This window comes from Erwinia aeris (assembly GCF_041224955.1).
In the GTDB taxonomy this organism is placed as follows: domain Bacteria; phylum Pseudomonadota; class Gammaproteobacteria; order Enterobacterales; family Enterobacteriaceae; genus Erwinia; species Erwinia aeris.
In genome coordinates this window covers 222,902-248,086 of sequence record NZ_JBGFFX010000007.1, presented here as the reverse complement: position 1 = coordinate 248,086, position 25,185 = coordinate 222,902, and the positions used below count along the sequence as shown (strand labels likewise).

Genomic DNA, 25,185 nt, shown 5'->3' with positions numbered 1-25,185 from the left:
GTCTTTTTATGAAAATTTTCTTTCGGTAACTAAAATAGGTTAGCAATTAAGGAATATTTACCCATCTAAAAACGATAGGGTGTGATATTTTGAATATTATATAGTGGAGGTTGTATGAGTTCTAACATTACACTTGATGACATTGAAAATTTGGAAGATGAATCTTATTATGAGGATGATAGTGAGCAACATCCGCCCAGCGATGTAATTGCTTATAACGAATTGAGGTCATGTTCTGATTTGGTTCGTATGTACAATGAAGGTACGCTAAATATTCAGCCTGACTTTCAAAGAGATATTGTATGGAACCCCTCCTCTCAAACAAGATTTATTGATTCTTTAATTAAACAGCTTCCTATACCTAGTATGTGCTTTAGTTTTGATTATAAGAGTCAGGAGTGGCAAGTAATCGATGGATTGCAAAGGATGACATCAATAATAAGGTTTCTTTCTGATCCCAGCTGGCAATTGTCAAAGCTCGAAGATATTGATAGCAAAATTTCCGGGGCTCGTGTGTCTGAGTTTCATAAACAAAAGACAGAATTAAACAATTTTTATAAGAGAGTGCAGAATTTAACAATTCCAGTCACAGTACTCCGGTGTGATCACTCAAAACTATCTCATATGGAATATTTATTCACTATTTTCCATCGTTTAAACTCAGGTGGCACAAGGCTTAATAATCAAGAAATCAGGAATTGTATTTTCAGCGGTGAGTTTAATAACGCTCTGAAAGAAATGAATGAAAAGGATGAGTGGCAAAAAATAGCTGGATTAAATACCAAAAATTCCAATAGGTTTAAGTATATTGAACTTATCTTACGGTTTTTCTCGTTTTACGATAATAAAGACAAATACAAAGGGACTTTATCTAAATTCCTCAATAGCTATATGAAGAAAAACAGACATCTAGGAAGGGGGGATATTGCTATGAAGGAAGATATATTTGGCAGGACGGTAGAGTTAGTTTGGAATAAAATATTACAACCCAACCCGTTAAGGCTTGGTAGTTCATTAATGGAGGCTCTTTTATATGGTGTTGCAAAAAATATTGATGTCTTAGAGCATGAGGCGAGTGTTGATTTAATAGCTCGTTTTGATGAGTTAAGGGCAGATGATTCATTATCAACGATTTTCCTCAGTGGTGGTGTAGCCCGTAAGGAAAAAGTTGATGCAAGATTAGATGCTGCTCAAAGAATATTTGGTTAAGAATATGATAGTTAAGGGGACAATTTTTAAAACATTGAAAGATTTAGATCGCCTCTTTACTAAAGAAAACGATCCCACAAAGCAATTGTTTTACTCTAAACTCGCCTTGATGGAGTTGTGTGGATGGATTGAGGTAACTATGGATAATATAGTTGAGGGGGTTTATAAAAAAAATATATCTAATCCTGAACACATTAAAAAAGTTCAGAATGAAATAAAAAGGAATTCTAATTTTCATTATGAGGACAATTTTAAAAAAATGTTGTCTCATGTTATAGGATTGAGCTCTATTGAAGAAATTGAAAAGAAAGCAACGCAGCAAAAGCTATTAACATTAAAAGCTACACTGGAGTCTTTAAAGATTCCTAGGAATTCTGCTGCCCATACTTTTATTAAAGGTGCGGGCACGTCTATTGATGCTCCATCTGTGACATTATCTAATTTCATGATTTTATTCGAGGGGTTTAAAGATTTCAAGGCTACTATGAAGATAGTTGGGCTTCTCTAATACCTGAGCGCTCTAATTTTGTTAGGGCGCTTTTAAAATAAGTTATAATTATATTATTTAATAAGAGTCTGTAACATAGTTTCCCCACCACTGCATAATTGTAACCCGCTGCTTTAGATAGGTTGAGCGATTGTATGCTTTCCTAACTTCGTTTTTATCTGTATGTGCTAATGCAGATTCAACAACGTCTGAATTTAATCCAGCTTCATTCATGGCTGTACTGGCTATAGAACGCAAACCATGAGCAACAAGTTTCCCGCTATAACCGATTCGCTTCAAAGCAGCATTAGCGGTCTGACTATTCATTGGCTGCTTAGGATGATTTCGGCTTGGAAAAATATGTTCACGATGCGCACTGATAGGCTCCATCACCTCAAGAATATCTAATGCTTGGAGTGATAAAGGAACAATATGCTCCCGTTTTGCTTTCATTCGTTCAGCAGGAATTGTCCAAAGTCTAGCACCGAAATCAATCTCTTCCCATCGAGCGCCAGAAGCCTCAGAAGGGCGAACAAGAGTCAGAAGCTGCCATTCAATCAAACAGCGGGTCGATACGGACAAATTAGACATTACAAGCGAACGCATGAGCTGCGGCAATTCTTCCGGACGTAGCGTTGGCATATGCTGCTTCTTAGGCTTCTCAAACGCCATTCCGATGCCAGATGCAGGGTTAGCATCAATCAGCCCGGTATTAACTGCATAAATCATAATCTCATTGATACGCTGGACCAGACGACGAACGGTTTCAAGAGCGCCACGAGCCTTAATTGGTTCCAAGGCTTCAACCAGCTTACGGGCTTTGACTTGCTGTACAGGAATCTCGCCGATGGCAGGGAAAACATCTTTCTCAAGAGAACGCCAGATATCCTTAGCGTAATCCGGCGTAACGCTGGCCTGCTTCAAAGTAAACCAGTTAGCGGCTACGTTTGAGAAAATGCTGTCTAACGCGATCTGTTGTTGTTCTGTAACCTGTTCGGCCTGCGTCTGTGGGTCAATGCCGTTAGCGAGTAAGGAGAGGTAATCAGCGCGCAGACGCCTGGCATCTGCCAGCGACAGGGCAGGGAAAGCACCTAGGCCCATCATGGTGCGCTGTTTTGTGGCTGGTCTTTGATAGCGGAAACGCCAAAGCTTCTTTCCGGTAGTTTTCACCACCATAAAAAGTCCGTCGCCATCATGCAGCGTTAAATCTTTATCTATGGCCTTAGAACGGAGAACTTCTGTGTTGGTGAGAGGGCGTGTAGTCCTTGCCATGTGCGGCTTTCCTGCGTGAATTGGTATACGTTATCGGCATACATTTTACCGTATACCAATACGTATACCAATAATCACCGGATTTAACCGGATGTCCTCGGACTATTACAGATACAAAAAAGCCCGCGAAGGCTTATGCCATGCGGGCTTTCCGTACTTCACCGGACGTATCCGGATCAAGATTTGGTGGAGCTGGCGGGAGTTGAACCCGCGTCCGAAATTACTACACCGTCGGCACTACATGCTTAGTCCAGTCTTTACATTCGCCGGTTAGCTGCGAACGGACACGCTACTAACAAACTAGCCTGATTGGATTTAACGCTTCAACCCCAGGCAGGGCATCCACGCGATCTCTTTTGGGTTTGACCTCTCTTGATCCCCGTCCTAAGAGCGGAGGCTAGGGAGAGAGGGCTCTTAGCAGGTTATTAAGCTGCTAGGGCGTAGTTTTCGTCGTTTGCGACTATTTTTTTGCGGCTTTTAACGAGGCAAACCGCCCCTCGGCATGCTCCTAGGGCTTCGCAAATCCCGTCGAATCCAGAATCAGCCCCAAGTACTGTTTAGCAGTATAACAGAAAAACCTCACGCAATGCCAGTACCTTAGCGATTTGCGTGCTTCATTATACGTGCTTTGTCTGTCTTCCACTCACGCTCTTTGATGTCGTCACGCTTGTCGTGCTCTTTCTTACCTCTCGCCACGCCGATTTTCAGCTTGGCCCAGGCGTTTTTCCAGTACAGCGACAGCGGCACGATGGTGTAACCGTCGCGATTGGCTTTGCCAAACAGCGTATCCAGCTCTCGCTCCTTCAACAGAAGCTTACGGGTACGCGTAGGATCGCAAACCACGTGAGAGGATGCGCCGGTCAGCGCCTGAAAAGTTGCGCCGAACAGGAACGCCTCACCATCGCGCAGCATAATGTAGCTTTCGCTGATGTTGGCCTTACCTGCACGGAGAGATTTGACCTCCCATCCCTGGAGCGACAGACCCGCTTCGAACTCTTCCTCAATGAAGTATTCGTGGCGCGCCCGCTTGTTCATGGCAATGGTGGCAGAACCGGGTTTATGTGCTTTTTTCTTTGTCATAGTGCAACTTAGTGTACATGAAGCGGTGAATGATGGCATCCCCTGTAACAACAAGCGCGGGGAAAAGCGCTATTTTAGCAGAACGCTGGCGGCTGAGAATTTTTGTTTACAGGCCGTCGATGTTATTATTGTAAAGTTTAAGATTAACAGGAAACGTTATGTCCCAGATTAGTCGTTCTGCGCTGGTGCCCTACAGTGCTGAGCAAATGTTCCGGTTGGTAAACGATGTGGATGCCTATCCGGAGTTTCTACCAGGGTGTACCGGCAGTCGCGTGCTGGATTCCAGTGAGCAGCAGATGACGGCGTCGGTAGATGTTTCCAAAGCCGGGATCAGCAAAACCTTCGTCACGCGCAACACGCTGAACAACAACAAAAGCATCCAGATGCAGCTGGTTGACGGGCCTTTCCGCAAATTGACCGGCGGCTGGCAGTTTACCGAACTGAGCGAAGATGCCTGTAAAGTTGAACTGAATCTGGAGTTTGAATTCACCAACATGCTGGTCGAGATGGCGTTTGGCCGCATCTTTAAAGAACTGGCCAGCAGCATGGTGCAGGCTTTCACCAAGCGCGCAAAAGAGGTTTACAGTGCCTGATATCGCGGTAGAAGTGGTCTATGCGCTTCCTGAAAAACAGTATCTTTATACGGTTAACGTGGAAGAGGGCGCCACTGTCGAACAGGCGATTAAAGCTTCCGGACTGCTGGAGCTGCGCAGCGATATCGATCTTGCCAGCAACAAAGTGGGCATTTTCAGCCGTCCGGTTAAGCTGAGCGATGAAGTGCACAGCGGCGACAGGATTGAAATCTATCGTCCGCTGCTGGCCGATCCCAAAGAGCTGCGCCGCCAGCGCGCAGAGCGAGCCGCAAAAAAATAAGGCGCTCTTCAGCGCCTTATCTGTTTTTCTTCCCGTCGCATTCCCAATCTACACGACCGCAGTCGGGCCGACAGGTTGGTCAGCCTCTGCCTTAGCGCTTATTGGACGACAGCTGAGGCTTGTTATCGATATTGGTCAATACGCCATTGCTGTCAAAGGTCAGCGTCAGCGTCTGCTGGGTCACAGGTTGATGGCCCGGCTCCTGACGGAAAACGTAATACCAGACGTTGCTGCCGAAAGGATCGTGCATCATCGGCGTGCCCAGGGTGTAGGCCACCTGCTGTTGGGTCATGCCGGTATGGATTTTAGAGACGTCATTCGCAACCAGGTAGTTGCCCTGGTTGATGTCCGGCCGGTAAACCACTCGCTCCAGAGTGGAACATCCGGCGGTCGTCATCAGCAGAACCACCGCCGCAGCAGTCAGCGTTTTACAGCGCATAAGTATCTTTATTCCTTTTCGGGCCAACACCTTGGGCATCAGGCTATTTTATATTCTGTATCGGTTTATCGCTTCGATCACAGCGTCAGAAGCCGATGATAATAAACCTTTCCGCAGTTGGAAACCTCTACGAAGCAAGGTTATGACCGCCGGATGCCAAAAAAGTGCCGTTTCAGGCCGCCAAAAGCTCTTTTGCGTTAGCCAATGTGTTGCGCGTTACCTCGCTGCCGCCCAGCAAACGCGCCAGTTCCTGCAGACGCGCGCGCTTGTCCAGCGGCTGCATATGCGTTTCGGTCATCTCGCCGTCCGTTTCCTTGCTGACAAAGAAATGGTGATTACCACAGCCCGCCACCTGCGGAAGGTGGGTTACGCACATGACCTGGGTGGATTCGCCCAGCTGGCGCAGCATTTTACCGACGACCGCAGCGGTTGGGCCGCTGATACCCACATCCACCTCATCGAAAATCAAGGCTGGGGTATCCATCTTACGCGCGGTAATCACCTGAATCGCCAGCGCGATACGCGACAGCTCGCCGCCGGAGGCGACTTTAGACAGCGGCTGCAGCGGCTGCCCTGGGTTCGTGGTCACGCGGAACTCGATACGATCTGCGCCTTCTGCGGTCAGATGGTCCGGGTTGAACTGGACTTCAATAGCCAGGCGGCCGTGCGGCATTGACAGCGCGTGCATACTTTCGCCAATCAGCTGGCTCAGCTCCTGCGCATAGTGCAAACGGCGCTCATGCAGACGCTCGGCGCATTCCACGGCGGTTTTGTGATGCTTTGCCACGGCCAGCGCCAGCTCTTCCTGATTGCTTTCCTGCTGATCGAGCTGGGTCTGCTCTTCCAGCAGCTGCTGATGATAGCCAGCCAGCTCGTCCGCAGAGATGCGATGCTTGCGCGACAGCGAGATATAGCGCGACAGACGCTGCTCCAGCTCGTAAAGACGGTTAGGGTCGAGATCTAAACGTTCGCAGTAATGACGCAGTTCGTCACTGGCCTCGCTGATCTGAATGGCCGCCTCGTCCAGCATGACGCAAACGCCGTTGAGTTTATCATCCATCGCCACCAGTTCGCTCAACAGCTGCTGCGCGGTATAAAGCTGGTTCTGCAACGTAGTATGTTCACCGTCGGCCAGCAGCATTAACGCCTGCTGGCTGGTGGACAGCAGCTGACCGCTGTTCGCCAGACGCTTGTACTCTTCGTCGATGGCTTCATATTCGCCTGCAACCGGCGCAAACTCGTTCAGCTCTTTGAGCTGATACTGCAACAGCTCGCGACGGGCTTCACGCTCCTGCGACAGCTGCTGATGCTGCGCCAGCACGCGACAGCTCTGGTTCCACTGGCGATAGCTCTGCGCCACTTCCTGCATCAGGCCGTTCTCGCCCGCGTAGCCATCCAGCAGCGTTTTCTGATGTTCTGGCTTCAGCAGCAGCTGATGGGCGTGTTGACCGTGGATCTGAATCAGCAGCTGGCCCAGATCGCGCAGCTGGGAAAGCGGAACGGAGGTGCCGTTGATAAAGCCGCGAGAGCGGCCGTCGCTGCTGATTACGCGGCGCAGCAGGCATTCGCTGCCTTCGTCCAGCTGGTTCTCCACCAGCCAGGCGAGGGCAGAAGGGGTATCTTTCAGGGAGAAGCGGGCACAGAGGTCGGCGCGATTTGCGCCCTGACGCACCATATCGGCTTCAGCGCGACCGCCCAGGCAGAGGCCGAGCGCATCGATAGCAATAGATTTACCCGCGCCGGTTTCGCCGGTGATTGCGGTCATGCCACGCTGAAAATCGATTTCAAGTTCACGAACAATCGCAAAATTACTGATGGTCAGTTGTGCCAGCATAGAAAGCGTTCCTGTATGAAAACACAGATATGGTTTTTCATACAGTATATACTGGTTCTATAACCAGTAAAGTAGCTGGCAACGGATTTTAAAACAATTTTTTCGACCAGCCAAGTTTTGAGCTTAACGTATTGAAATAGTTGTAATTTTGCGGATGAATAAGATTCAGGTGATCGTCATTACGGCGGATCAGTACGTCTTCGCCTTCCTGGATAGGCAGCGCGATCTGACTGTCGCAGCTGACTTCCAGGTCGCTGCGCATATGGGAAAAGCGCAGCCGAATCGTACTGTTGCTGTTGATTACCAGCGGCCTGGCCGAAAGCGTATGCGGGAACATAGGCACAATAGCAATCGCATCCAGCGAGGGCGTCAGGATAGGGCCGCCAGCGGAAAGCGAATAGGCGGTCGACCCGGTCGGCGTAGAGATAATCAGGCCGTCGGAACGCTGCGAAAAAGCGAAGGTCTCATCGATATACACTTCAAACTCAATCATATGCGCGACCTTGCCGGGGTGCAGCACCACTTCGTTAATTGCCGTACCGACGCGCGGCTCGCGGCCCTGGCGGCAAACCCGCGCCTCCAGCAAAAAGCGGCTTTCCGTAATGTACTTGCCTTCCAGCACGTCGGCCAGCTGCTGCTGCGCGTTATCAGGATCGAGGTCGGTCAGGAAACCCAGGTTGCCGCGGTTGATGCCAATGACCTTGATATCGTAGCGAGCCAGCACCCGCGCCGCGCCCAGCATATTGCCATCGCCGCCTACCACCACCGCCAGATCGGCCTTTTGCCCGATTTCTGACAGCGAGCCGGTTTCGACGTCGGCCAGATTCAGCTCGCGGGCTATCTGCTCTTCGATGATCACCTGATAGCCCTTCGCCGTAAGCCAGCGACAGAGCATTTCGTGAGTGGTCAGCGCGGTAGGATGGCGCGGATGGCCCACAATACCGATGCAGTTAAAATGGTTGTTCATGATGCTGGTGTTCCTCATGAGGTAAACTACCTCAGACAATGTAACGGGTTCCCTTGAAACCGCAATTCTGATCCCCATAATAAGCGAACCAGCGAGATGAATGTGCACAAACGCGGAGAAATTCATGAGTAGTAAAGAACAGAACACACCAAACGAGCAAGTCTCAGACGATATCGAGATGGAACAGGCAACCCAGGACGCGGAGACAGCAGAAGGCGTGGATCCGCGTGATGAGCGCATTGCCGAGCTGGAAGCCCAGCTGGCACAGGCGCAGGGTGGCGTTCGTGAAGCGCAGCTGCGTGCTCAGGCCGAAATCGAAAATATTCGTCGCCGCACCGAACTGGATGTGGAAAAAGCGCATAAATTTGCGCTGGAAAAATTCGCCAACGAGCTGCTGCCGGTTATCGACAGCCTGGAGCGCGCGCTGGAACTGGCCGACAAAGAGAACAGCGAGCTGACCGCGATGATCGAGGGTATCGATCTGACGCTGAAATCCCTGCTTGGCGCCGTGCGTAAGTTCGGCGTGGAAGTGGTTGGCGACGTCAACGTGCCGTTTAACCCGGAAATCCATCAGGCGATGTCGATGATTGAATCCGAAGACGTGGCGCCGAATCACGTGCTGATGGTCATGCAGCGCGGCTACACGCTGAACGGTCGCCTGCTGCGCCCGGCAATGGTTGCGGTAGCGAAAGCCAAAGGCTGATAGCTATAACGAAAAAAAGCACCTTCGGGTGCTTTTTTTGTGTCCGCAGCCGCAGCCAGAGAAGCTAGTCTGGCAGAACCGGCGTCCAGTCTATCGGCTGCTCACCGTGCTGTTCCAGCCATTCATTGGTTTTGGAAAAGTGTCCGCAGCCAAAGAAGCCGCGATGGGCCGAAAGCGGAGAAGGGTGGGGCGCCTGTAAAACATGATGGCGCTGGCGATCGATAATGCTGCCTTTTTTCTGCGCGTGCGATCCCCATAGCAAAAACACCACGTTCTCGCGATGCTCGTTAATGACGGCAATCACGCGGTCGGTAAAGGTTTCCCAGCCGAAACGGGCATGTGAATGCGCCTGTCCCGCCTCCACGGTTAAGACCGTATTCAACAGCAGCACGCCCTGACGCGCCCAGCTTTCCAGAAAACCATGATTGGGACGCTGGAAGCCCGGAATATCGGTGACCAGTTCCTTATACATATTCACCAGCGACGGCGGCACGGCCACGCCGGGCAGCACCGAGAAGGCAAGGCCATGCGCCTGATTAGGGCCGTGATATGGATCCTGACCGAGGATCACCACTTTGACATCGCCCAGCTCCGTCAGGCGAAAAGCATTGAACACGTCCTTTTGCGGCGGATAAACGGTTTTTCCGGCCGCACGTTCTTTAGCCACCATCGATAACGTCTCGATGAAGTAAGGTTTCTCTTTTTCCTCTGCCAGCACATCGTGCCAGGTCAGCGTATTGACCATGTCCGCCTCCTTTAGGGTAATCAGGGTGTAGCTTAGCGCGGATCGCTACCGACACAAACTTAAAATAAAGTTTAAAAATACAAAAAAAACAGGAAAGAGCGGTGCGGTAAAGTTGAGATAAATCATAAAGTTGACGATATGTGCACAGTAAAGGACGCTCACTTTTTGATTTCGGTCAAAGCTGCCTGGTTTCCAGGCTGTTATATAGGTCGGATACAGATCAATTTTCTCTGCTGATATTTCATCAGCCACCAACCGCCTGGGAGGCAACAATGATTTCCGGAATCCAAATCACCAAAGCAACTAATCCAGCGCTAGTTAACTCTTTCTGGCTACTCGATAATGAAAAAGAAGAGGCTCGCTGCATCTGCGCCAAGGACAGCTATAAAGAAGATCAAATTGTACCGGTAAGCGATTTCGGCCAGTTTGAATACCGCGACGTACCGCTGGATATCCAGCCGCAGGTACGCGTAGAGGGGGGTCAGCACCTGAACGTTAACGTGCTGCGCCGTGAAACGCTGGAAGATGCCGTCAAACATCCGGAAAAATATCCGCAGCTGACGATCCGCGTGTCAGGCTACGCCGTGCGTTTCAACGCGTTAACGCCTGAACAGCAGCGCGATGTGATTGCTCGTACCTTTACTGCAAGCCTGTAAGAGAAAGACGGCTGCCTGAGGATAATAAGGCGGGCGCTGAAAATAACATCAGGGAAATATTATCTTAGTTTATTGAAATATAAGATGTAATTTAAAAACAAGGAAAGGGCCGCGCAGCTGCATGGCAGAAATCAGTATTTCAGGCAGAAAATCAGGTTAAACAGTAATAAATAAAATAAAAGATGTAAAAAAACCGCCCTGACGAGGGCGGTTTTTTGTTGGACAGCGTATTTATTCAGCGCTGTCGGTTTTTGGCGCAGAGCTCGGCTTGCGACGCTTGCCAACGTTTTTGGCATCGCGATGGCGTTTCTTCACGCGCGGCTTCTCTTCGCTATCTTTCTTCTCTTTCTGCTCTTTACGCTTCGCCAGCACTTTCTTCGACGGCTTGCCGTTCAGCTTTTCGCTTGGCGCGCGCGTGGTTGGACGCAGCTCATCGATGGTGCGGGCCTTCAGCGGCTCGTTGACGTAGCGGCTGATTTTACCCAGCAGTAAAAAGTCATGCGCTTCCACCAGCGAAATCGCAGTGCCTTTTTTGCCCGCGCGGCCGGTACGACCGATGCGGTGCAGATAGGTATCCGCCGTGCGCGGCAGATCGAAGTTAAAGACGTGACTGACATCGTCAATATCGATGCCGCGCGCCGCGACGTCGGTAGCCACCAGCACGTTGACACGGCCATCGACGACACGCTTAATCGCTTCGTTACGCTTGAACTGCTCCAGTTCACCTTCCAGATAGCTGGAGTTGATACCGGCGTCGCGCAGCCAGCCGCACAGCTCATGCACACGCTCGCGCTTGCGCACGAAGATCACCGAACGGGTGACTTCCGGCTGTTTCAGCAGGTGAAGCAGCAGGGCGGTTTTATGCTTAACGTCATCGGCGCGGTAATACCATTGCAGGATCTTCTTACGCTCGCGGCGGGCGGGATCGGCTTCAATCTCGACCGGCTCGTTAAGCAGGCGCTCGGAGAAATCTTTAATCGCTTCGCCTTCCAGCGTGGCGGAAAAAAGCAGCGTCTGTTTACGCCAGCGGGTTTCCGCCGCGATAGTTTCGATATCCTGCGCGAAGCCCATATCCAGCATACGGTCGGCTTCATCCAGGATCAGCGTCTCTACCGCACGACAGTCAAAGTTCTCTTCTTTGATGTATTGCAGCAGACGACCGGTGGTAGCGACTACCACGTCCTGGTTTTCGCTGAACACTTCCGCATGGTTCATATAAGCCACGCCGCCGGTGATGGTCGCGATATCCAGATGCGTGTTTTTCGCCAGCTCGCGAGCCTGATCGGCCACCTGCATCGCCAGTTCGCGAGTCGGTGTCAGGATCAGAATGCGCGGCGGGCCGGATTTTTTGCGCGGGAAGTCCAGCAGATGCTGGAGCGCAGGCAGCAGGTAAGCCGCGGTTTTGCCTGTACCTGTTGGTGCCGAACCCAGAACGTCGCGACCCTCCAGTGCAGGCGGGATCGCAGCGGCCTGGATTGCCGTGGGGCGCGTGAAGCCCTTTTCCTGCAGGGCGTCCAGCAGGCTTTCATCAAGTTCGAGTTCGGAAAAAGTGGTTACAGTCATGGTCTACCTCAGTTTGGGGCGCTGATTATAGACAGATTGCGCGCGATCTTCATCTCTTTGTGTGGAATGAATGACTTTTCCTTGCATCTTAATTGTCCTATGCTAGCGCCGTTTCCCTTTCAGGTCGCTTAAATGTCACAACAAAAAGCGGTATTACGCCCTAACGGCTTTACCTTTAAACAATTTTTTATCGCGCACGATCGCTGCGCCATGAAGGTCGGCACCGACGGCGTGCTGCTGGGTGCCTGGGCGCCGGTGGCGGAAGCTACCGCCGTGCTGGATATTGGCACGGGCAGCGGCCTGATTGCGCTGATGCTGGCGCAGCGTACCGGTGAAAACGTCTGCGTGGAAGCGGTTGAGCTGGATGAGCAGGCCGCGCGACAGGCGCAGGAAAACGCGGCGGCATCTCCCTGGGCCGGGCGTATCCGCATCCATCAGGACGATATTCGCCACTGGACAAAACGGTGCGAGCGCCGCTACTCGCTGATTGTCAGCAATCCGCCCTATTTTGTACCGGGCAGCGAATGCGCCACGCCGGCACGTGCCTCGGCGCGCTCTACTACCGATCTGACACATGATGTTCTGCTGGCCTGCGCCGAAGAGCTGATCACCGAAGACGGTTTCTTTTGCGTGGTGCTGCCGACAGCGGCAGGCGATCGGCTGGTGGCACTGGCGCTACAGCGCGGCTGGCATCTGCGTTTTCGTACCGACGTTGCCGACAATGATAACCGGCCGCCTAACCGCGTGCTGTTGGCGCTGTCGCCTGAATCGGGCGAGCTTTTTCAGGACAGAATGACGATACGCGGGCCGGATCAGCGTTATTCAGAAGCGCATTGCAGCCTGACCCGCGACTTTTATCTTTTCCGTTAATCAGGGCGTCAGGATGGTCGGCCTGGCTTCCGCCAGCCGCTGGGGATAATCCAGCGTATAGTGCAGGCCGCGACTCTCTTTTCTTGCCATGGCGCAGCGCACCATCAGTTCCGCCACCTGCACCAGGTTACGCAGCTCCAGCAGATTATTGGAAATACGGAAGTTGGCGTAATACTCATCAATTTCCTGTTGAAGCAGGTTGATCCGGCGCAGCGCTCTTTCCAGCCGTCGGGTGGTGCGCACTATCCCCACGTAGTCCCACATAAAAAGCCGCAGCTCATGCCAGTTATGCTGAAGGATGACCTGCTCGTCCGAGTCGTCCACGCGGCTTTCGTCCCACGCGGGCAAATTATCTACCGGCCCAACGCGCTGAAGCCAGGTGGCGATATTCTCTGCCGCCGACCAGCCGTAAACCAGGCATTCCAGCAACGAGTTAGAAGCAAGACGATTGGCGCCGTGCAGCCCGGTATAGCTGACTTCGCCTATGGCATACAGGCCGTTCAAATCGGTGCGGCCATAGTGATCCACCATCACGCCGCCGCAGGTATAGTGCGCCGCCGGGACAATCGGGATCGGCTCCTTGGTCAGATCGAAACCCAGCGTCTTCAGCTTTTCGGCAATGGTCGGGAAGTGCGCCCTGACAAATTCCGGCGGTTTATGGCTGATATCCAGATACATGCAGTCCGCGCCCAGCCGTTTCATCTCATGATCGATGGCGCGGGCGACGATATCCCTTGGCGCCAGCTCTGCGCGCTCGTCGAAGTCAGGCATAAAGCGCGTGCCGTCGGGTCGTTTCAGCAGCGCGCCTTCGCCCCGCAGCGCTTCGGTCAGCAAAAAGTTTCTCGCCTCGGGATGGTACAGGCAGGTCGGGTGAAACTGATTAAACTCCAGGTTAGCCACGCGACAGCCCGCGCGCCAGGCCATGGCGATGCCGTCGCCAGAGGCCACATCGGGATTGGTGGTGTACTGGTAAACTTTGGCGGCGCCGCCGGTCGCCAGCACTACCGCCCGGGCGCGGCAGGTTTCCACCTTTTCGCGTTTGCGGTTCCAGATCCAGGCGCCCACGACGCGGCGCTCGCCCGGCAGGCCGATTTTATCTGAGACGATCAAATCCACCGCGTTGCTGCGCTCAAGGATGGTAATGCCGGGATGGCTGAGTGCCTGGCTGACCAGCGTGGTTTCTACCGCGCGGCCGGTGGCGTCGGCGCTGTGCAGGATACGGCGATGGCTGTGGCCGCCTTCACGCGTCAGATGATAGCTGCTGTCCGTGTCCGCTTTATCAAATATCATGCCGTTATCGATTAGCCACTGCACACAGTGGCGGGCATTACTGGCGATAAAGGACACTGCCTCCCGATCGCAGAGGCCGTCACCCGCAATCAGCGTATCTTCCACATGTGAGGCAACGCTGTCGGTTTCATCGAAAACGGCCGCTATCCCGCCCTGGGCATACAACGTCGAGCCTTCGTTGATCGGCCCCTTGCTTAATACGGTTACCCGCTGCTGGTCGGCCAGACGCAGCGCCAGCGACAGGCCTGCCGCACCGCTGCCAATAATTAACACGTCACAACTGTAATCGGATGCCAGAGTCATAGTGTTTAATTTACTAAACAGGTTGTTTGCTGAGCATAGCGCCGTTCGCAGAAGCAAAAAAGGTTTTTTTCTGTACAGCGCAAAAAACAGTGCCCCAGACCGTTCGGACTGGCCTGAAAAATGGCGGCCTTCCTGTACATCCCGCCGGGCCGGTTTATTATGATGAACCTGCAAGATTTAAAGATGAAAAAGCGGCTTTCTTAGAGTACTCTGCGGCGATGATGCACATGACACCACAAATATAACGGCGCAACGGAACTTTACTCATGACCATTACTCTAAGCGGATGCTTGCTCGAAAATTATGAGTTACGGGTAGTTCAAATACGCGTGGAAAAAGATTTGGGGAGACATTACCTCGGATGAGCGAGCAGTTAACGGATCAGGCTCTCGTAGAGCGAGTGCAGAAGGGAGATCAGCGGTCATTCAATTTACTGGTAGTGCGCTATCAGCATAAAGTGGCGAGCCTGGTTTCCCGCTACGTGCCCTCTGGAGATGTGCCTGACGTAGTGCAGGAATCATTTATTAAAGCCTATCGCGCGCTGGAGTCGTTTCGCGGGGATAGCGCTTTTTATACCTGGCTCTATCGGATAGCCGTCAATACGGCCAAAAATTACCTGGTTGCTCAGGGACGTCGGCCGCCCGCCAGCGATGTAGACGCTATTGATGCGGAAAACTTTGAAAGCGCTGGCGCGCTGAAAGAAATATCGAACCCTGAGAACTTAATGTTGTCGGAAGAATTAAGGCAGATGGTTTTCCGTACCATTGAGACGCTGCCCGAAGATCTCCGTATGGCGATCACGCTTCGGGAACTGGATGGGCTGAGCTATGAAGAGATAGCCGCCATCATGGCGTGTCCGGTGGGCACGGTTCGTTCCCGTATTTTCCGGGCGCGTGAAGCCATCGACAATAAAATTCAACCACTTATCCAACGCTAGCGATAGCGGACACAGGAAGGGTACTGAGGCATGCAGAAAGAACAACTTTCCGCTTTAATGGATGGTGAAACTTTAGATAATGAAGTTTTGTCCGCATTGTCTGAAGACGCTGTGCTGCAAAAACAGTGGGAAAGCCATCATCTTATCCGCGATACCCTGCGTGGCGACGTTGCGCCGGTAATGCATTTCGATATCGCGGCGAAAGTCGCGGCGGCTATCGAAAAAGAACCGCTGCCGTTGAAGAGAGCGATACCAGAGGCGCAGCCCGAACCGCAGAGCTATGACAAGCTGCCGTTCTGGCACAAAGTGCGTCCATGGGCCGCGCAGCTTACCCAGGTCGGCGTGGCGGCGTGCGTGTCGCTGGCGGTGATCGTGGGCGTGCAGCACTATAACCAGCCTGCTGAAGGGCAGTCGCAGTCAGAGTCGCCGGTATTCAATACGCTGCCGATGATGGGCCAGGCGTCGCCGGTCAGTCTGGGCGTGCCGGCGGAAACCAACAGCAGTGCGCCACAGCAGGTGCAGGATCAGCGTCGTCGCGTTAACGCGATGCTGCAGGATTACGAACTGCAGCGCCGTCTGCATTCAGAAAGCCTGCAGTTCGAGCAGACGCCTGCCCAGCAGGCAGCTGTTCAGGTGCCGGGTAACCAGTCGTTAGGAATTCAGCAGCAGTAATGAAGCAGCTTTGGTGCGCCGTCAGCCTTATGGCTGGCAGCCTGTTTTATTCCTCCTTCGCCCCGGCGCAAACCACGTCCGGGGCGCTGTTGCAACAGATGGAGCAGGCCAGCCAGTCCCTCAATTACGAACTCGCCTATATCAACGTCTCGCGGCTGGGCATTGAGTCGCTGCGTTTTCGCCATGCCGTTCTGGACAGCAAGACCTATGCACAGCTGCTGCATATGGATGGGCCGCGCCGCGAGATCGTTCAACGCGGTAACGAGATCAGCTATTTTGAACCAGGTCTGGAGCCTTTTACTCTGCCCGGTAAACATATTGTTGATTCGCTGCCGTCGCTGGTGTTCGCCGATTTCCAAAAGCTTTCCGAATATTACGATTTTGTACCGGTAGGGCGGACGCGTATCGCCGATCAGCTGTGCGAAGTGATCCGCATCGTGGCGCGCGACGGCACTCGCTATAGCTATATTGTCTGGCTGGACAGCGATACCCGGCTGCCGTTAAGGGTCGATCTGCTCGATCGGGACGGCGAAACGCTGGAGCAATATCGCGTGGTCAGCTTTGCGGTGGATGACGGCGTCAGAAAAATGATGCAGGGGCTGGATAAAGCCAGCCTGCCGCCGTCGCTTTCGGTGCCGGCCAGCGATAAAGCCACCTTCGCATGGCGGCCGTCGTGGTTGCCGAACGGCATGAAAGAGGTTACGCAGAGCCGCAGGCAGATCCCTTCGCTGAACAAGCCGGTTGAGTCGCGCCTCTATTCTGACGGGCTGTTCAGCTTCTCGATCAACGTCAGTGCGGCGGACAAAAACAGCGTGTCGCAACAATTGCGCACGGGACGACGTACGGTGCATACGGAAATACGCAATAATAAAGAGATCACGGTGGTTGGCGAGCTTCCTCCTTCAACCGCCAAGCGTATCGCTGACAGCATAGGTAGCGCAAAATGATGAGAGAATGGGCCACGGTGGTCTCCTGGCACAACGGTGTGGCGACGCTGCATTCAGAAATGAAAACTTCCTGCAGCAGCTGCTCCGCCCGTAAAGGCTGCGGCAGCCACATGCTGAACAAGCTTGGGCCAAAGAACGCGCACGTGATGAAAATCGCCAGCGCGGAGCCGCTGGCGCCGGGGCAGCGTATTGAACTGGGCATTGAAGAGAAGAGCCTGCTCAGCTCGGCGCTGCTGGTTTATATGACGCCGCTGCTGGGCCTGTTTATCGTGGCCGGGCTGTTTCAGATGCTGTTTCACAGCGATGTGGCTGCCGCTGCGGGTGCGCTGCTTGGCGGCATCGGCGGGTTTATCATCGCTAAGGGCATTTCCGGCTATTTGGGGAAATCCGCCTCTTTTCATCCGGTGATTCTGAGCGTGGCGCTTCCGCCGGATGCGCTGCGCGTTGAAACCGAATAACGCTTAATCCGGCAGGCCGTCGGCACTTTTATCCCTTATCGCTATCCTGCGTTCCGGCGCGTGTCCCGTCGCGCTGCGGTCACGATTAAAGCAGTAGACGCGCGGCCCGCAGGGAAATCATACGCTATGCATGTGAATTCTTTCGTGGCGGGGGCTAACAGTGTAAGATGCGTGCTCATTGATGGCGGGTACATTGCAGTCGGTCTCTACGGCTCTGTCCACCGCAAGAACTAAACCGAACGTTTAAGCGAAAAAATTCATATAAATGAAGCATATAAGAAACTTTTCTGTCATCGCTCATATCGACCACGGCAAATCGACGCTCTCTGACCGTTTGATTCAGATCTGCGGTGGTCTCACCGAACGCGAAATGGCGGCTCAGGTACTGGATTCTATGGATCTGGAGCGCGAGCGCGGCATTACCATCAAGGCACAGAGCGTAACGCTCGACTACCACGCTCCTGACGGTGAAACTTACCAGCTCAATTTTATCGACACGCCGGGTCACGTTGACTTCTCCTATGAGGTTTCCCGCTCGCTGGCGGCCTGTGAAGGCGCGCTGCTGGTGGTGGACGCCGGTCAGGGTGTGGAAGCGCAGACGCTGGCCAACTGCTACACCGCGATGGAAATGGATCTGGAAGTGGTACCGGTACTGAACAAGATTGACCTGCCGGCCGCCGATCCCGATCGCGTCTCGCAGGAAATCGAGGATATCGTCGGTATCGATGCTACCGACGCCGTGCGCTGTTCGGCCAAGACCGGCGTTGGCGTGCCTGACGTGCTGGAACGTCTGGTGCGCGATATCCCGCCGCCGGAAGGCGATCCGGAAGGCCCGTTGCAGGCGCTGATTATCGACTCCTGGTTCGATAACTATCTGGGCGTTGTCTCGCTGGTGCGTATCAAAAACGGCACGCTGCGCAAGGGCGAAAAAATCAAGGTAATGAGTACCGGGCAGACGTATAACGCTGACCGTCTGGGTATCTTTACCCCGAAGCGCGTCGATCGCGATGCGCTGAATTGCGGCGAAGTAGGCTGGCTGGTTTGCGCCATCAAGGACATCCTGGGCGCGCCGGTAGGCGATACGCTGACGCTGGCGCGCAACCCGGCGGAAAAAGCGCTGCCTGGCTTTAAGAAAGTGAAGCCGCAGGTCTATGCGGGCCTGTTCCCAATCAGTTCTGACGACTATGAAGCTTTCCGCGACGCGCTGGGCAAGCTGAGCCTTAACGACGCCTCGCTGTTCTACGAGCCGGAAAGCTCTACCGCGCTGGGCTTCGGCTTCCGCTGCGGCTTCCTGGGTCTGCTGCATATGGAGATCATTCAGGAGCGTCTGGAGCGTGAATACGATCTCGAACTGATCACCACGGCGCCGACGGTAGTGTATGAAGTTCTGACCACCTCAGGCGACACCGTCTACGTTGACAGCCCGGGCAAACTGCCGCCGCTGAACAATATCGAAGAGCTGCGCGAGCCGATCGCCGAGTGTCATATGCTGCTGCCGCAGGAATACCTGGGCAACGTCATCACGCTGTGTATCGAGAAGCGCGGCGTGCAGACCAACATGGTTTACCACGGTAACCAGGTGGCGCTGACCTATGACATCCCGATGGCGGAAGTGGTGCTGGACTTCTTCGACCGTCTGAAATCCACCTCCCGTGGCTACGCGTCGCTGGATTACAACTTCAAACGCTTCCAGGCTTCCAACATGGTACGCGTTGATGTGTTGATTAACTCCGAGCGCATTGACGCGCTGGCGCTGATCACCCACAACGATAATGCGCCATACCGTGGCCGCGAGCTGGTGGAGAAGATGAAAGATCTGATCCCGCGTCAGCAGTTTGACATCGCGATCCAGGCGGCCATCGGCAACCACATTATTGCCCGTTCTACCGTTAAACAGCTGCGTAAAAACGTGCTGGCGAAGTGCTACGGCGGCGACGTCAGCCGTAAGAAAAAGCTGCTGCAGAAGCAGAAAGACGGTAAGAAGCGCATGAAGCAGGTCGGCAACGTCGAACTGCCTCAGGAAGCCTTCCTGGCCATTCTGCATGTGGGTAAAGAGAGTAAGTAAAGCCTAAGACGACGAGGGAACTGGAATGGCTAATATGTTCGCCCTGATACTGGCGATAGCAACGCTCGTAACCGGTATTATCTGGTGCGTGGACAGATACAAGTGGGCGCCGGCCCGCAGGGCCAGCCAGGCGCTTGCGGAGGCTTCAGCAGACAATGTGGGCGAGAAAAAAACCGGGCAGCCGGGCTGGATAGAGACGGCCGCGTCCGTTTTCCCGGTACTGCTGCTGGTGTTTGTGGTGCGCTCTTTTATCTATGAGCCTTTCCAGATCCCGTCAGGGTCGATGATGCCGACGCTGCTGATTGGCGACTTTATCCTGGTAGAGAAATTTGCCTATGGGATTAAAGATCCGATCACGCAGACCACGCTGATCCCAACCGGGCACCCTAAGCGCGGCGATATCGCGGTGTTTAAGTACCCGAAAGATCCAAGCATGGATTATATTAAACGCGTGGTAGGGCTGCCTGGCGACCGCGTCAGCTACGATCCGCAGAGCAAAACCGTGACGGTGAATCCGGCCTGCGCGCCAGAAAAAACCTGCGATACGGCGCTGCCGATCACCTATTCCGACGTTGAGCCAAGCGATTTTATCCAGACCTTCAGCGGCTTTGACGGCAACGAAACCGGCAACGGTTTCTGGCAGAAGCCGAAGGGTGAAACCATCCGCGGCGGTCTGCGTCTCGCTACGCGTAACGAAACGCTGGGCGACGTCACGCACCGCATTCTGCTGGTGACCCAGGCGCAAAGCCAGGCAAGCTCTTACTATCAGCAGCCGGGCCAGCCGCAGTCCACGTGGGTCGTGCCCGCCGGCATGTATTTCATGATGGGCGATAACCGCGACAACAGCGCCGACAGCCGCTACTGGGGCTTCGTGCCGGAAAGAAATCTGGTCGGCAAAGCCACCGCTATCTGGATGAGCTTTGAAAAGCAGGAAGGGCAATGGCCAACCGGCGTTCGCCTGAGCCGTATTGGCGGTATTCACTGACGGCGCGCAGGCGCCGCTGCAAAAGGGTGGCTTCCCTTGGGGAGCCACTGCACACGAAACAGTCTCGTGTTGGCGTGTCCAGCCCTGTTCCCTGTGCAGGAAAATTTTCGCATTAAGATATTGGTAACGCATGAATCCCATCGTAATTAACAGGCTCCAGCGGAAGTTGGGCTACACTTTTACCCATCAGGAACTGTTGCAGCAGGCGTTGACCCATCGCAGCGCCAGCAGTAAACACAATGAAAGACTGGAGTTTCTGGGCGACTCCATCCTCAGTTACGTGATTGCCAACGCGCTCTATCACCGTTTTCCACGCGTGGACGAAGGCGATATGAGCCGGATGCGCGCCACGCTGGTGCGGGGCAATACGCTGGCGGAAATGGCCCGGGAATTCGATTTAGGCGAATGCCTGCGTCTGGGGCCAGGCGAACTGAAAAGCGGCGGCTATCGTCGCGAGTCGATCCTGGCCGATACCGTAGAAGCGCTGATTGGCGGCGTGTTCCTGGACAGTAATATCCAGACGGTAGAACAGCTGATCCTCGACTGGTACGCCAGCCGTCTCGATCAGATTAGCCCGGGCGACAAACAGAAAGATCCAAAAACGCGTCTGCAGGAGTATCTGCAGGGTCGTCATCTGCCGCTGCCCTCCTATCTGGTGGTGCAGGTGCGTGGCGAAGCGCATGACCAGGAATTTACTATCCACTGCCAGGTAAGCGGCATGACGGATCCGGTTGTGGGAACCGGCTCCAGTCGTCGCAAAGCTGAGCAGGCAGCGGCCGAACAGGCGCTGATTAAGCTGGGACTTGAATGAGCGAACAAACCACCCATTGCGGCTTTATTGCTATCGTAGGCCGCCCGAACGTTGGAAAATCCACGCTGCTGAACCAGTTACTGGGGCAGAAGGTTTCCATTACCTCGCGTAAACCGCAAACCACGCGCCATCGCATTATGGGCATCCATACGGAAGACGGCTATCAGGCGATCTACGTCGATACGCCGGGCCTGCATATGGAAGAGAAGCGGGCGATCAACCGCCTGATGAACCGTGCGGCCAGCAGCTCAATCGGCGACGTCGAGCTGGTGATCTTCGTTGTGGAAGGCACGCGCTGGACGGCCGATGACGAAATGGTGCTGAACAAGCTGAAAGAGAACAAGGTGCCGGTGCTGCTGGCGATCAACAAGGTCGACAACGTTACCGATAAAACCATTCTGCTGCCGCATATGCAGTTCCTGAGCCAGCAGATGAATTTTATGGACGTGGTGCCGATCTCTGCCGAAACCGGTAAAAACGTTGATACCATCGCCAGCATCGTGCGCAAGCGCCTGCCGGAAGCGGAACATCACTTCCCGGAAGAGTACATCACCGATCGCTCGCAGCGCTTTATGGCCTCCGAGATGATCCGTGAAAAGCTGATGCGCTTCCTGGGCGCCGAGCTGCCTTATTCGGTGACGGTGGAAATCGAGCAGTTTGTGACCAACGATCGCGGCGGCTATGATATCCACGGCCTGATCCTGGTCGAGCGTGAAGGCCAGAAGAAAATGGTCATCGGCAACAAAGGCGCGAAGATCAAAACCATCGGTATTGAAGCGCGCAAAGACATGGAAGAAATGTTTGAAGCCAAAGTCCACCTGGAGCTGTGGGTGAAGGTTAAATCCGGTTGGGCAGACGACGAACGTGCGCTGCGTAGCCTGGGTTACGTAGACGATCTGTAATTGATGGAAGGCTGGCAACGCGCATTTGTCCTGCACGGACGTCCCTACAGCGAAACCAGCCTGATGCTCGATCTCTTTTCGGAAAACTACGGCCGCGTGCGCGTCCTGGCCAAAGGCGCGCGCGGCAAGCGTTCCAGCCTGAAAGGCGCATTACAGCCTTTTACGCCGCTGCTGGTGCGCTGGGGCGGGCGCGGCGAGGTGAAAACCCTGCGCGGCGCCGAACCCATCTCTCTTGCCCTTCCTCTGACCGGTATTTCCCTCTACTGCGGCCTGTACGTTAATGAGCTGATAGCTCGCGTGCTGGAGCAGGAAACCGCCTTTACCGAGCTTTTTTTCGACTATCTGCACTGTGTGCAGGCGCTGGCTGCGGGCGTCGGCTCGCCGGAACCGGCGCTGCGCCGCTTCGAGCTGGCGATGCTGGGCCATCTTGGCTACGGCGTCGATTTCTTGCACTGCGCGGGCAGCGGCGAAGAGGTTACGGATGATATGACCTATATCTATCGCGAGGAAAAAGGCTTTATCGCCAGCCTGGTGAAAAGCCATAAAAGCTTTACCGGACGCGAGCTGCGGGCACTTTATGAACGCAGCTTTCCGGATAGCGAGACGCTCAGGGCCGCCAAGCGTTTCACCCGCATGGCGCTCAAGCCCTATCTGGGCGGAAAACCCCTGAAGAGCCAGGAGCTTTTTCGACAGTTCGTGCCGAAAAAACGCGCGGACGCGCCCGAGTAAAGTCGCCTGGCTGTACCGGGGAACGGCGCGGACGTACACTGTAGCCCTCGTACATTATTCTGAGGTTTGTTATGGCTGAACTCCTGTTAGGCGTCAATATCGACCACATCGCCACCGTGCGCAACGCTCGCGGCACGCATTATCCCGATCCGGTACAGGCTGCTTTTGTTTCCGAGCAGGCCGGCGCGGACGGCATCACCGTCCATCTGCGCGAAGATCGTCGCCACATCACCGATCGTGACGTCAGAATTCTTCGTCAGACCATTCAGACGCGCATGAACCTCGAAATGGCCGTGACCGATGAAATGGTCGACATCGCCTGCGAGATCAAACCCCATTTCTGCTGTCTGGTGCCGGAAAAGCGCGAAGAAGTCACCACCGAAGGCGGCCTGGACGTGGCGGGCCAGCAGGAAAAAATCACCTTTGCCGTTTCGCGCCTGAAAGAGGCGGGCATTCAGGTTTCGCTGTTTATCGATCCCGACCATCGGCAGATTGATGCCGCCATGGCCTCCGGCGCGCCCTATATCGAAATTCATACCGGCGCCTATGCGGAAGCGGAAGAGGGCGCGGTACGCGACGCGGAGTTCCGTCGTATTAAAGATGCGGCGGCCTATGCGCACGACAAAGGCCTGAAGGTGAATGCGGGCCACGGGCTGACCTATCATAACGTGCAGCCGATCGCCGCGCTGCCGCAGATGCATGAGCTGAATATCGGACACGCTATTATCGGCCGCGCGGTGATGAGCGGGCTTGCCGATGCGGTAAGCGAGATGAAGGCGCTGATGCGGGAAGCGCGTCGCTAATGGCTATTCTGGGGCTGGGCACGGATATCGTGGAAATCGACCGTATCGAAGGCGTGATTTCCCGCTCTGGCGACAGGCTGGCGAAACGCGTGCTGAGCGAAAACGAATGGGCGCAGTATCAGGCGCATCAGCAGCCGGTGCGCTTTCTTGCCAAACGGTTCGCGGTAAAAGAGGCTGCGGCTAAAGCGTTTGGTACCGGCATACGCGGCGGCCTGGCTTTTAACCAGTTTGAGGTTTACAACGACGAGCTGGGCAAGCCGGGGCTGCGTTTCTTTCAGCAGGCGGCGGAAGTGGCGCAAAAGCTGGGCGTCGCACACGTTCATGTCACGCTGGCGGACGAGCGTCACTACGCCTGCGCTACGGTGATTATCGAAAGCTAATTCGGTCGGGCTGGTTGCATCGCCAGTCCGACCGCTGCGCGCCTCAGAGGTCGCCCGTTCAGGAGGCGACGTGATGCAGGAGCACAAACTTTTCCCACAGCCTGTCGCTGCTTTCCACACATTCCGGATCGCTGATAATCGTATTATCAATAGGGCAAACCTGCTGACAGGTTGGCGTGTCGTAATGACCCACGCACTCTGTACAGCGGTTCACATCGATCTCGTAAATGCTTTCGCCCATGGAAATCGCCTGGTTCGGGCACTCCGGCTCGCACATATCGCAATTGATGCAGCGTTTAGTGATCAGTAAAGCCATGTTCAGCGAATACCCTTAACGGAAGAAGGGGCGTAATTTACCACACTGAACGACCGTTTCCCACGGCCTGTCTTCGGGTCGTTAGCCAGCCGTTGTTGCTCAGGGATGCCAGAGCGAAGATTTCGCAATGCCGGCGACATACTGCATCTGCGTAACCTCTTCAACCGGCAGGCGGATCGGGGCGTGATCCTCATTAACCGGCAGCAGATGGTAAAAGCCGTCGCGTTTAAACAGGAAGGTTTTCACCATCACCTCGCCGCTGCTGGTGACCACCAGCACCTCATCGCCCGGATGAAAATTCTGATTCGGCTCCACGATCACAAACTCACCCTCTTTGATCCTTGGCATCATCGAATCCCCCACGCATTTCAGCGCGTAGACGTCGCGATCGCAGGAAGGCCAGCGTAGAAACCCGTCACCATTGCCAACAGGATATTGCATATCGCTCCAGTAGCCGCTGTGGCCAAGTTGAGTATTGCCCAGAACCGGCACCTTATGCAGCACCAGCGAGTGAAGCTCGCCTGTCACGCCCGGCGCATGTTGTGCAGCCGATGCCTGTAAGTCGCGCTCGATCAGATCGATGGGCGAAACGTGAAAATAATCCGCCAGAGACTTCAGCGTGGTGTACTTTGGGTCTTTCACTTCTCCCGTCAGCAGCCGGTGCAGGGTGGACTGCTGTAGCCTGACCTTTTTAGAAAGCTCCGTCACGCTGCCGATGCCCTCTCTTTCCATCAAGTGCTTGATGTTACTGTTGAATACATCCAAATCAAAGATCATTTTATCTTCCTGTTATTGCGCGCTAACGTTGCAATTATGCGTTTTTGCATTAGAATAGGTGTTGTTAAGGCGATTATGCTTCATCAGATAATGCAGTTTAGTATAATTCATC

At 54.0% G+C, this 25,185-nt stretch carries 28 protein-coding genes and 1 other RNA gene; 18 read left to right on the top strand and 11 right to left on the bottom strand.

The features are described 5' to 3' along the window. Positions 1-114 precede the first annotated feature (114 nt). Both AB6T85_RS13725 and AB6T85_RS13720 read left to right on the top strand, forming a co-directional pair. Entirely contained in the window at positions 115-1,209 is a 1,095-nt protein-coding gene (locus AB6T85_RS13725; RefSeq protein ID WP_369895853.1) for a GmrSD restriction endonuclease domain-containing protein, read from the top strand. Beyond that, positions 1,184-1,717, top strand: coding sequence for a hypothetical protein (locus tag AB6T85_RS13720; RefSeq protein ID WP_369895851.1), 534 nt, complete (start codon positions 1,184-1,186; stop codon positions 1,715-1,717). The genes AB6T85_RS13725 and AB6T85_RS13720 overlap by 26 nt, the downstream gene beginning before the upstream one ends. 57 nt (positions 1,718-1,774) lie before the next feature. On the opposite strand, the gene AB6T85_RS13715 is transcribed toward AB6T85_RS13720, so the two are convergent. From AB6T85_RS13715 to smpB, 3 genes are all read right to left on the bottom strand, one after another. After that, entirely contained in the window at positions 1,775-2,968 is a 1,194-nt protein-coding gene (locus AB6T85_RS13715; protein ID WP_369895849.1) for an integrase domain-containing protein, read from the bottom strand. A gap of 184 nt (positions 2,969-3,152) precedes the next feature. Next, positions 3,153-3,516: a transfer-messenger RNA gene (gene ssrA, locus AB6T85_RS13710) on the bottom strand. Positions 3,517-3,565: 49 nt separating this feature from the next. Further along, on the bottom strand, positions 3,566-4,048 hold the full coding sequence (gene smpB, locus AB6T85_RS13705; RefSeq protein ID WP_125289457.1) for an SsrA-binding protein SmpB: 483 nt from the start codon (positions 4,046-4,048) through the stop codon (positions 3,566-3,568). A 158-nt stretch (positions 4,049-4,206) separates the two neighbouring features. Here smpB and AB6T85_RS13700 point away from each other — a divergent pair, with 158 nt between their 5' ends. Beyond that, on the top strand, positions 4,207-4,641 hold the full coding sequence (locus AB6T85_RS13700; RefSeq protein WP_125289458.1) for a type II toxin-antitoxin system RatA family toxin: 435 nt from the start codon (positions 4,207-4,209) through the stop codon (positions 4,639-4,641). After that, entirely contained in the window at positions 4,634-4,921 is a 288-nt protein-coding gene (locus AB6T85_RS13695) for an RnfH family protein (protein ID WP_369895846.1), read from the top strand. Before AB6T85_RS13700 ends, AB6T85_RS13695 begins: the two co-directional genes overlap by 8 nt. A 91-nt stretch (positions 4,922-5,012) precedes the next feature. On the opposite strand, the gene bamE is transcribed toward AB6T85_RS13695, so the two are convergent. The 3 genes from bamE to nadK all read right to left on the bottom strand — a co-directional run bounded on the left by bamE (position 5,013) and on the right by nadK (position 8,161). Then, the gene (bamE, locus tag AB6T85_RS13690; RefSeq protein ID WP_253459150.1) at positions 5,013-5,360 is read right to left on the bottom strand and encodes an outer membrane protein assembly factor BamE; all 348 of its coding nucleotides are present in this window, start codon (positions 5,358-5,360) and stop codon (positions 5,013-5,015) included. A 172-nt stretch (positions 5,361-5,532) separates the two neighbouring features. After that, entirely contained in the window at positions 5,533-7,194 is a 1,662-nt protein-coding gene (gene recN / locus AB6T85_RS13685; RefSeq protein WP_369895844.1) for a DNA repair protein RecN, read from the bottom strand. An 88-nt stretch (positions 7,195-7,282) separates the two neighbouring features. Then, positions 7,283-8,161, bottom strand: a complete 879-nt coding sequence (gene nadK / locus AB6T85_RS13680) for an NAD(+) kinase (RefSeq protein ID WP_125289462.1) — start codon at positions 8,159-8,161, stop codon at positions 7,283-7,285. A gap of 124 nt (positions 8,162-8,285) precedes the next feature. Between nadK and grpE the strand changes: the two genes are divergently transcribed. Beyond that, positions 8,286-8,864: a nucleotide exchange factor GrpE gene (gene grpE / locus AB6T85_RS13675; RefSeq protein WP_125289463.1), complete on the top strand. Its 579-nt coding sequence runs from the start codon at positions 8,286-8,288 to the stop codon at positions 8,862-8,864. Positions 8,865-8,928: 64 nt separating this feature from the next. On the opposite strand, the gene ung is transcribed toward grpE, so the two are convergent. Continuing rightward, positions 8,929-9,609 carry a uracil-DNA glycosylase gene (gene ung / locus AB6T85_RS13670; RefSeq protein ID WP_253459156.1) on the bottom strand — a complete coding sequence of 227 codons (681 nt, stop codon included), beginning with the start codon at positions 9,607-9,609 and terminating at the stop codon, positions 8,929-8,931. Between the two features lie 272 nt (positions 9,610-9,881). Here ung and grcA point away from each other — a divergent pair, with 272 nt between their 5' ends. Then, a complete protein-coding gene (grcA, locus tag AB6T85_RS13665; RefSeq protein ID WP_253459159.1) occupies positions 9,882-10,265 on the top strand; it encodes an autonomous glycyl radical cofactor GrcA in 384 nt (127 codons plus the stop codon). 231 nt (positions 10,266-10,496) lie between these two features. Here the strand turns inward: grcA and srmB are convergent, their stop codons facing one another. Next, positions 10,497-11,828: an ATP-dependent RNA helicase SrmB gene (gene srmB, locus AB6T85_RS13660; RefSeq protein ID WP_253459161.1), complete on the bottom strand. Its 1,332-nt coding sequence runs from the start codon at positions 11,826-11,828 to the stop codon at positions 10,497-10,499. Between the two features lie 132 nt (positions 11,829-11,960). On the opposite strand from srmB, the gene trmN reads away from it, so the two are divergent. After that, positions 11,961-12,698, top strand: a complete 738-nt coding sequence (gene trmN / locus AB6T85_RS13655) for a tRNA(1)(Val) (adenine(37)-N(6))-methyltransferase TrmN (RefSeq protein ID WP_253459164.1) — start codon at positions 11,961-11,963, stop codon at positions 12,696-12,698. On the opposite strand, the gene nadB is transcribed toward trmN, so the two are convergent. Continuing rightward, entirely contained in the window at positions 12,699-14,291 is a 1,593-nt protein-coding gene (gene nadB / locus AB6T85_RS13650; protein ID WP_369895842.1) for an L-aspartate oxidase, read from the bottom strand. It lies immediately after the preceding gene. A gap of 361 nt (positions 14,292-14,652) precedes the next feature. Between nadB and rpoE the strand changes: the two genes are divergently transcribed. The 11 genes from rpoE to acpS all read left to right on the top strand — a co-directional run bounded on the left by rpoE (position 14,653) and on the right by acpS (position 23,980). Next, entirely contained in the window at positions 14,653-15,228 is a 576-nt protein-coding gene (gene rpoE / locus AB6T85_RS13645; protein ID WP_125289469.1) for an RNA polymerase sigma factor RpoE, read from the top strand. Positions 15,229-15,258: 30 nt separating this feature from the next. Further along, on the top strand, positions 15,259-15,900 hold the full coding sequence (rseA, locus tag AB6T85_RS13640) for an anti-sigma-E factor RseA (protein ID WP_301252659.1): 642 nt from the start codon (positions 15,259-15,261) through the stop codon (positions 15,898-15,900). Next, positions 15,900-16,847: a sigma-E factor regulatory protein RseB gene (rseB, locus tag AB6T85_RS13635; RefSeq protein ID WP_253459174.1), complete on the top strand. Its 948-nt coding sequence runs from the start codon at positions 15,900-15,902 to the stop codon at positions 16,845-16,847. The genes rseA and rseB overlap by 1 nt, the downstream gene beginning before the upstream one ends. Further along, on the top strand, positions 16,844-17,305 hold the full coding sequence (gene rseC / locus AB6T85_RS13630) for a SoxR-reducing system protein RseC (protein ID WP_301730842.1): 462 nt from the start codon (positions 16,844-16,846) through the stop codon (positions 17,303-17,305). Before rseB ends, rseC begins: the two co-directional genes overlap by 4 nt. A gap of 265 nt (positions 17,306-17,570) precedes the next feature. After that, entirely contained in the window at positions 17,571-19,370 is a 1,800-nt protein-coding gene (gene lepA, locus AB6T85_RS13625; protein WP_369895841.1) for a translation elongation factor 4, read from the top strand. Positions 19,371-19,395: 25 nt separating this feature from the next. Next, entirely contained in the window at positions 19,396-20,355 is a 960-nt protein-coding gene (lepB, locus tag AB6T85_RS13620) for a signal peptidase I (RefSeq protein ID WP_369895840.1), read from the top strand. A gap of 130 nt (positions 20,356-20,485) precedes the next feature. Then, positions 20,486-21,166, top strand: coding sequence for a ribonuclease III (gene rnc, locus AB6T85_RS13615; RefSeq protein ID WP_125289475.1), 681 nt, complete (start codon positions 20,486-20,488; stop codon positions 21,164-21,166). After that, the gene (gene era, locus AB6T85_RS13610) at positions 21,163-22,068 is read left to right on the top strand and encodes a GTPase Era (RefSeq protein ID WP_253459188.1); all 906 of its coding nucleotides are present in this window, start codon (positions 21,163-21,165) and stop codon (positions 22,066-22,068) included. The genes rnc and era overlap by 4 nt, the downstream gene beginning before the upstream one ends. Positions 22,069-22,071: 3 nt before the next feature. Further along, the gene (gene recO, locus AB6T85_RS13605) at positions 22,072-22,797 is read left to right on the top strand and encodes a DNA repair protein RecO (RefSeq protein WP_253459192.1); all 726 of its coding nucleotides are present in this window, start codon (positions 22,072-22,074) and stop codon (positions 22,795-22,797) included. A gap of 71 nt (positions 22,798-22,868) precedes the next feature. Further along, positions 22,869-23,600 carry a pyridoxine 5'-phosphate synthase gene (gene pdxJ / locus AB6T85_RS13600; RefSeq protein ID WP_301730840.1) on the top strand — a complete coding sequence of 244 codons (732 nt, stop codon included), beginning with the start codon at positions 22,869-22,871 and terminating at the stop codon, positions 23,598-23,600. Beyond that, complete coding sequence (gene acpS / locus AB6T85_RS13595) at positions 23,600-23,980, top strand: holo-ACP synthase (protein ID WP_125289479.1); 381 nt, start codon at positions 23,600-23,602, stop codon at positions 23,978-23,980. Before pdxJ ends, acpS begins: the two co-directional genes overlap by 1 nt. A 58-nt stretch (positions 23,981-24,038) precedes the next feature. Here acpS and AB6T85_RS13590 read toward each other — a convergent pair whose 3' ends face one another. Together AB6T85_RS13590 and AB6T85_RS13585 are read right to left on the bottom strand one after the other, a co-directional pair. Beyond that, complete coding sequence (locus AB6T85_RS13590; protein WP_253459201.1) at positions 24,039-24,296, bottom strand: YfhL family 4Fe-4S dicluster ferredoxin; 258 nt, start codon at positions 24,294-24,296, stop codon at positions 24,039-24,041. A 99-nt stretch (positions 24,297-24,395) separates the two neighbouring features. Then, complete coding sequence (locus tag AB6T85_RS13585; RefSeq protein WP_253459205.1) at positions 24,396-25,073, bottom strand: S24 family peptidase; 678 nt, start codon at positions 25,071-25,073, stop codon at positions 24,396-24,398. Positions 25,074-25,185: the final 112 nt, after the last annotated feature.

What these genes read in the sequence shown, in the direction of transcription:
- AB6T85_RS13715 (WP_369895849.1), bottom strand. Translation starts at nt 2,968, where the DNA reads ATGGCAAGGACTACACGCCCTCTCACCAACACAGAAGTTCTCCGTTCT.
- era (WP_253459188.1), top strand. Translation starts at nt 21,163, where the DNA reads ATGAGCGAACAAACCACCCATTGCGGCTTTATTGCTATCGTAGGCCGC.
- bamE (WP_253459150.1), bottom strand. Translation starts at nt 5,360, where the DNA reads ATGCGCTGTAAAACGCTGACTGCTGCGGCGGTGGTTCTGCTGATGACG.
- recN (WP_369895844.1), bottom strand. Translation starts at nt 7,194, where the DNA reads ATGCTGGCACAACTGACCATCAGTAATTTTGCGATTGTTCGTGAACTT.
- grcA (WP_253459159.1), top strand. Translation starts at nt 9,882, where the DNA reads ATGATTTCCGGAATCCAAATCACCAAAGCAACTAATCCAGCGCTAGTT.
- AB6T85_RS13590 (WP_253459201.1), bottom strand. Translation starts at nt 24,296, where the DNA reads ATGGCTTTACTGATCACTAAACGCTGCATCAATTGCGATATGTGCGAG.
- acpS (WP_125289479.1), top strand. Translation starts at nt 23,600, where the DNA reads ATGGCTATTCTGGGGCTGGGCACGGATATCGTGGAAATCGACCGTATC.
- rpoE (WP_125289469.1), top strand. Translation starts at nt 14,653, where the DNA reads ATGAGCGAGCAGTTAACGGATCAGGCTCTCGTAGAGCGAGTGCAGAAG.
- lepB (WP_369895840.1), top strand. Translation starts at nt 19,396, where the DNA reads ATGGCTAATATGTTCGCCCTGATACTGGCGATAGCAACGCTCGTAACC.
- rseA (WP_301252659.1), top strand. Translation starts at nt 15,259, where the DNA reads ATGCAGAAAGAACAACTTTCCGCTTTAATGGATGGTGAAACTTTAGAT.
- AB6T85_RS13725 (WP_369895853.1), top strand. Translation starts at nt 115, where the DNA reads ATGAGTTCTAACATTACACTTGATGACATTGAAAATTTGGAAGATGAA.
- recO (WP_253459192.1), top strand. Translation starts at nt 22,072, where the DNA reads ATGGAAGGCTGGCAACGCGCATTTGTCCTGCACGGACGTCCCTACAGC.
- nadK (WP_125289462.1), bottom strand. Translation starts at nt 8,161, where the DNA reads ATGAACAACCATTTTAACTGCATCGGTATTGTGGGCCATCCGCGCCAT.
- nadB (WP_369895842.1), bottom strand. Translation starts at nt 14,291, where the DNA reads ATGACTCTGGCATCCGATTACAGTTGTGACGTGTTAATTATTGGCAGC.
- grpE (WP_125289463.1), top strand. Translation starts at nt 8,286, where the DNA reads ATGAGTAGTAAAGAACAGAACACACCAAACGAGCAAGTCTCAGACGAT.
- AB6T85_RS13720 (WP_369895851.1), top strand. Translation starts at nt 1,184, where the DNA reads ATGCTGCTCAAAGAATATTTGGTTAAGAATATGATAGTTAAGGGGACA.
- smpB (WP_125289457.1), bottom strand. Translation starts at nt 4,048, where the DNA reads ATGACAAAGAAAAAAGCACATAAACCCGGTTCTGCCACCATTGCCATG.
- AB6T85_RS13700 (WP_125289458.1), top strand. Translation starts at nt 4,207, where the DNA reads ATGTCCCAGATTAGTCGTTCTGCGCTGGTGCCCTACAGTGCTGAGCAA.
- srmB (WP_253459161.1), bottom strand. Translation starts at nt 11,828, where the DNA reads ATGACTGTAACCACTTTTTCCGAACTCGAACTTGATGAAAGCCTGCTG.
- rseC (WP_301730842.1), top strand. Translation starts at nt 16,844, where the DNA reads ATGATGAGAGAATGGGCCACGGTGGTCTCCTGGCACAACGGTGTGGCG.
- rnc (WP_125289475.1), top strand. Translation starts at nt 20,486, where the DNA reads ATGAATCCCATCGTAATTAACAGGCTCCAGCGGAAGTTGGGCTACACT.
- AB6T85_RS13585 (WP_253459205.1), bottom strand. Translation starts at nt 25,073, where the DNA reads ATGATCTTTGATTTGGATGTATTCAACAGTAACATCAAGCACTTGATG.
- pdxJ (WP_301730840.1), top strand. Translation starts at nt 22,869, where the DNA reads ATGGCTGAACTCCTGTTAGGCGTCAATATCGACCACATCGCCACCGTG.
- rseB (WP_253459174.1), top strand. Translation starts at nt 15,900, where the DNA reads ATGAAGCAGCTTTGGTGCGCCGTCAGCCTTATGGCTGGCAGCCTGTTT.
- ung (WP_253459156.1), bottom strand. Translation starts at nt 9,609, where the DNA reads ATGGTCAATACGCTGACCTGGCACGATGTGCTGGCAGAGGAAAAAGAG.
- trmN (WP_253459164.1), top strand. Translation starts at nt 11,961, where the DNA reads ATGTCACAACAAAAAGCGGTATTACGCCCTAACGGCTTTACCTTTAAA.
- lepA (WP_369895841.1), top strand. Translation starts at nt 17,571, where the DNA reads ATGAAGCATATAAGAAACTTTTCTGTCATCGCTCATATCGACCACGGC.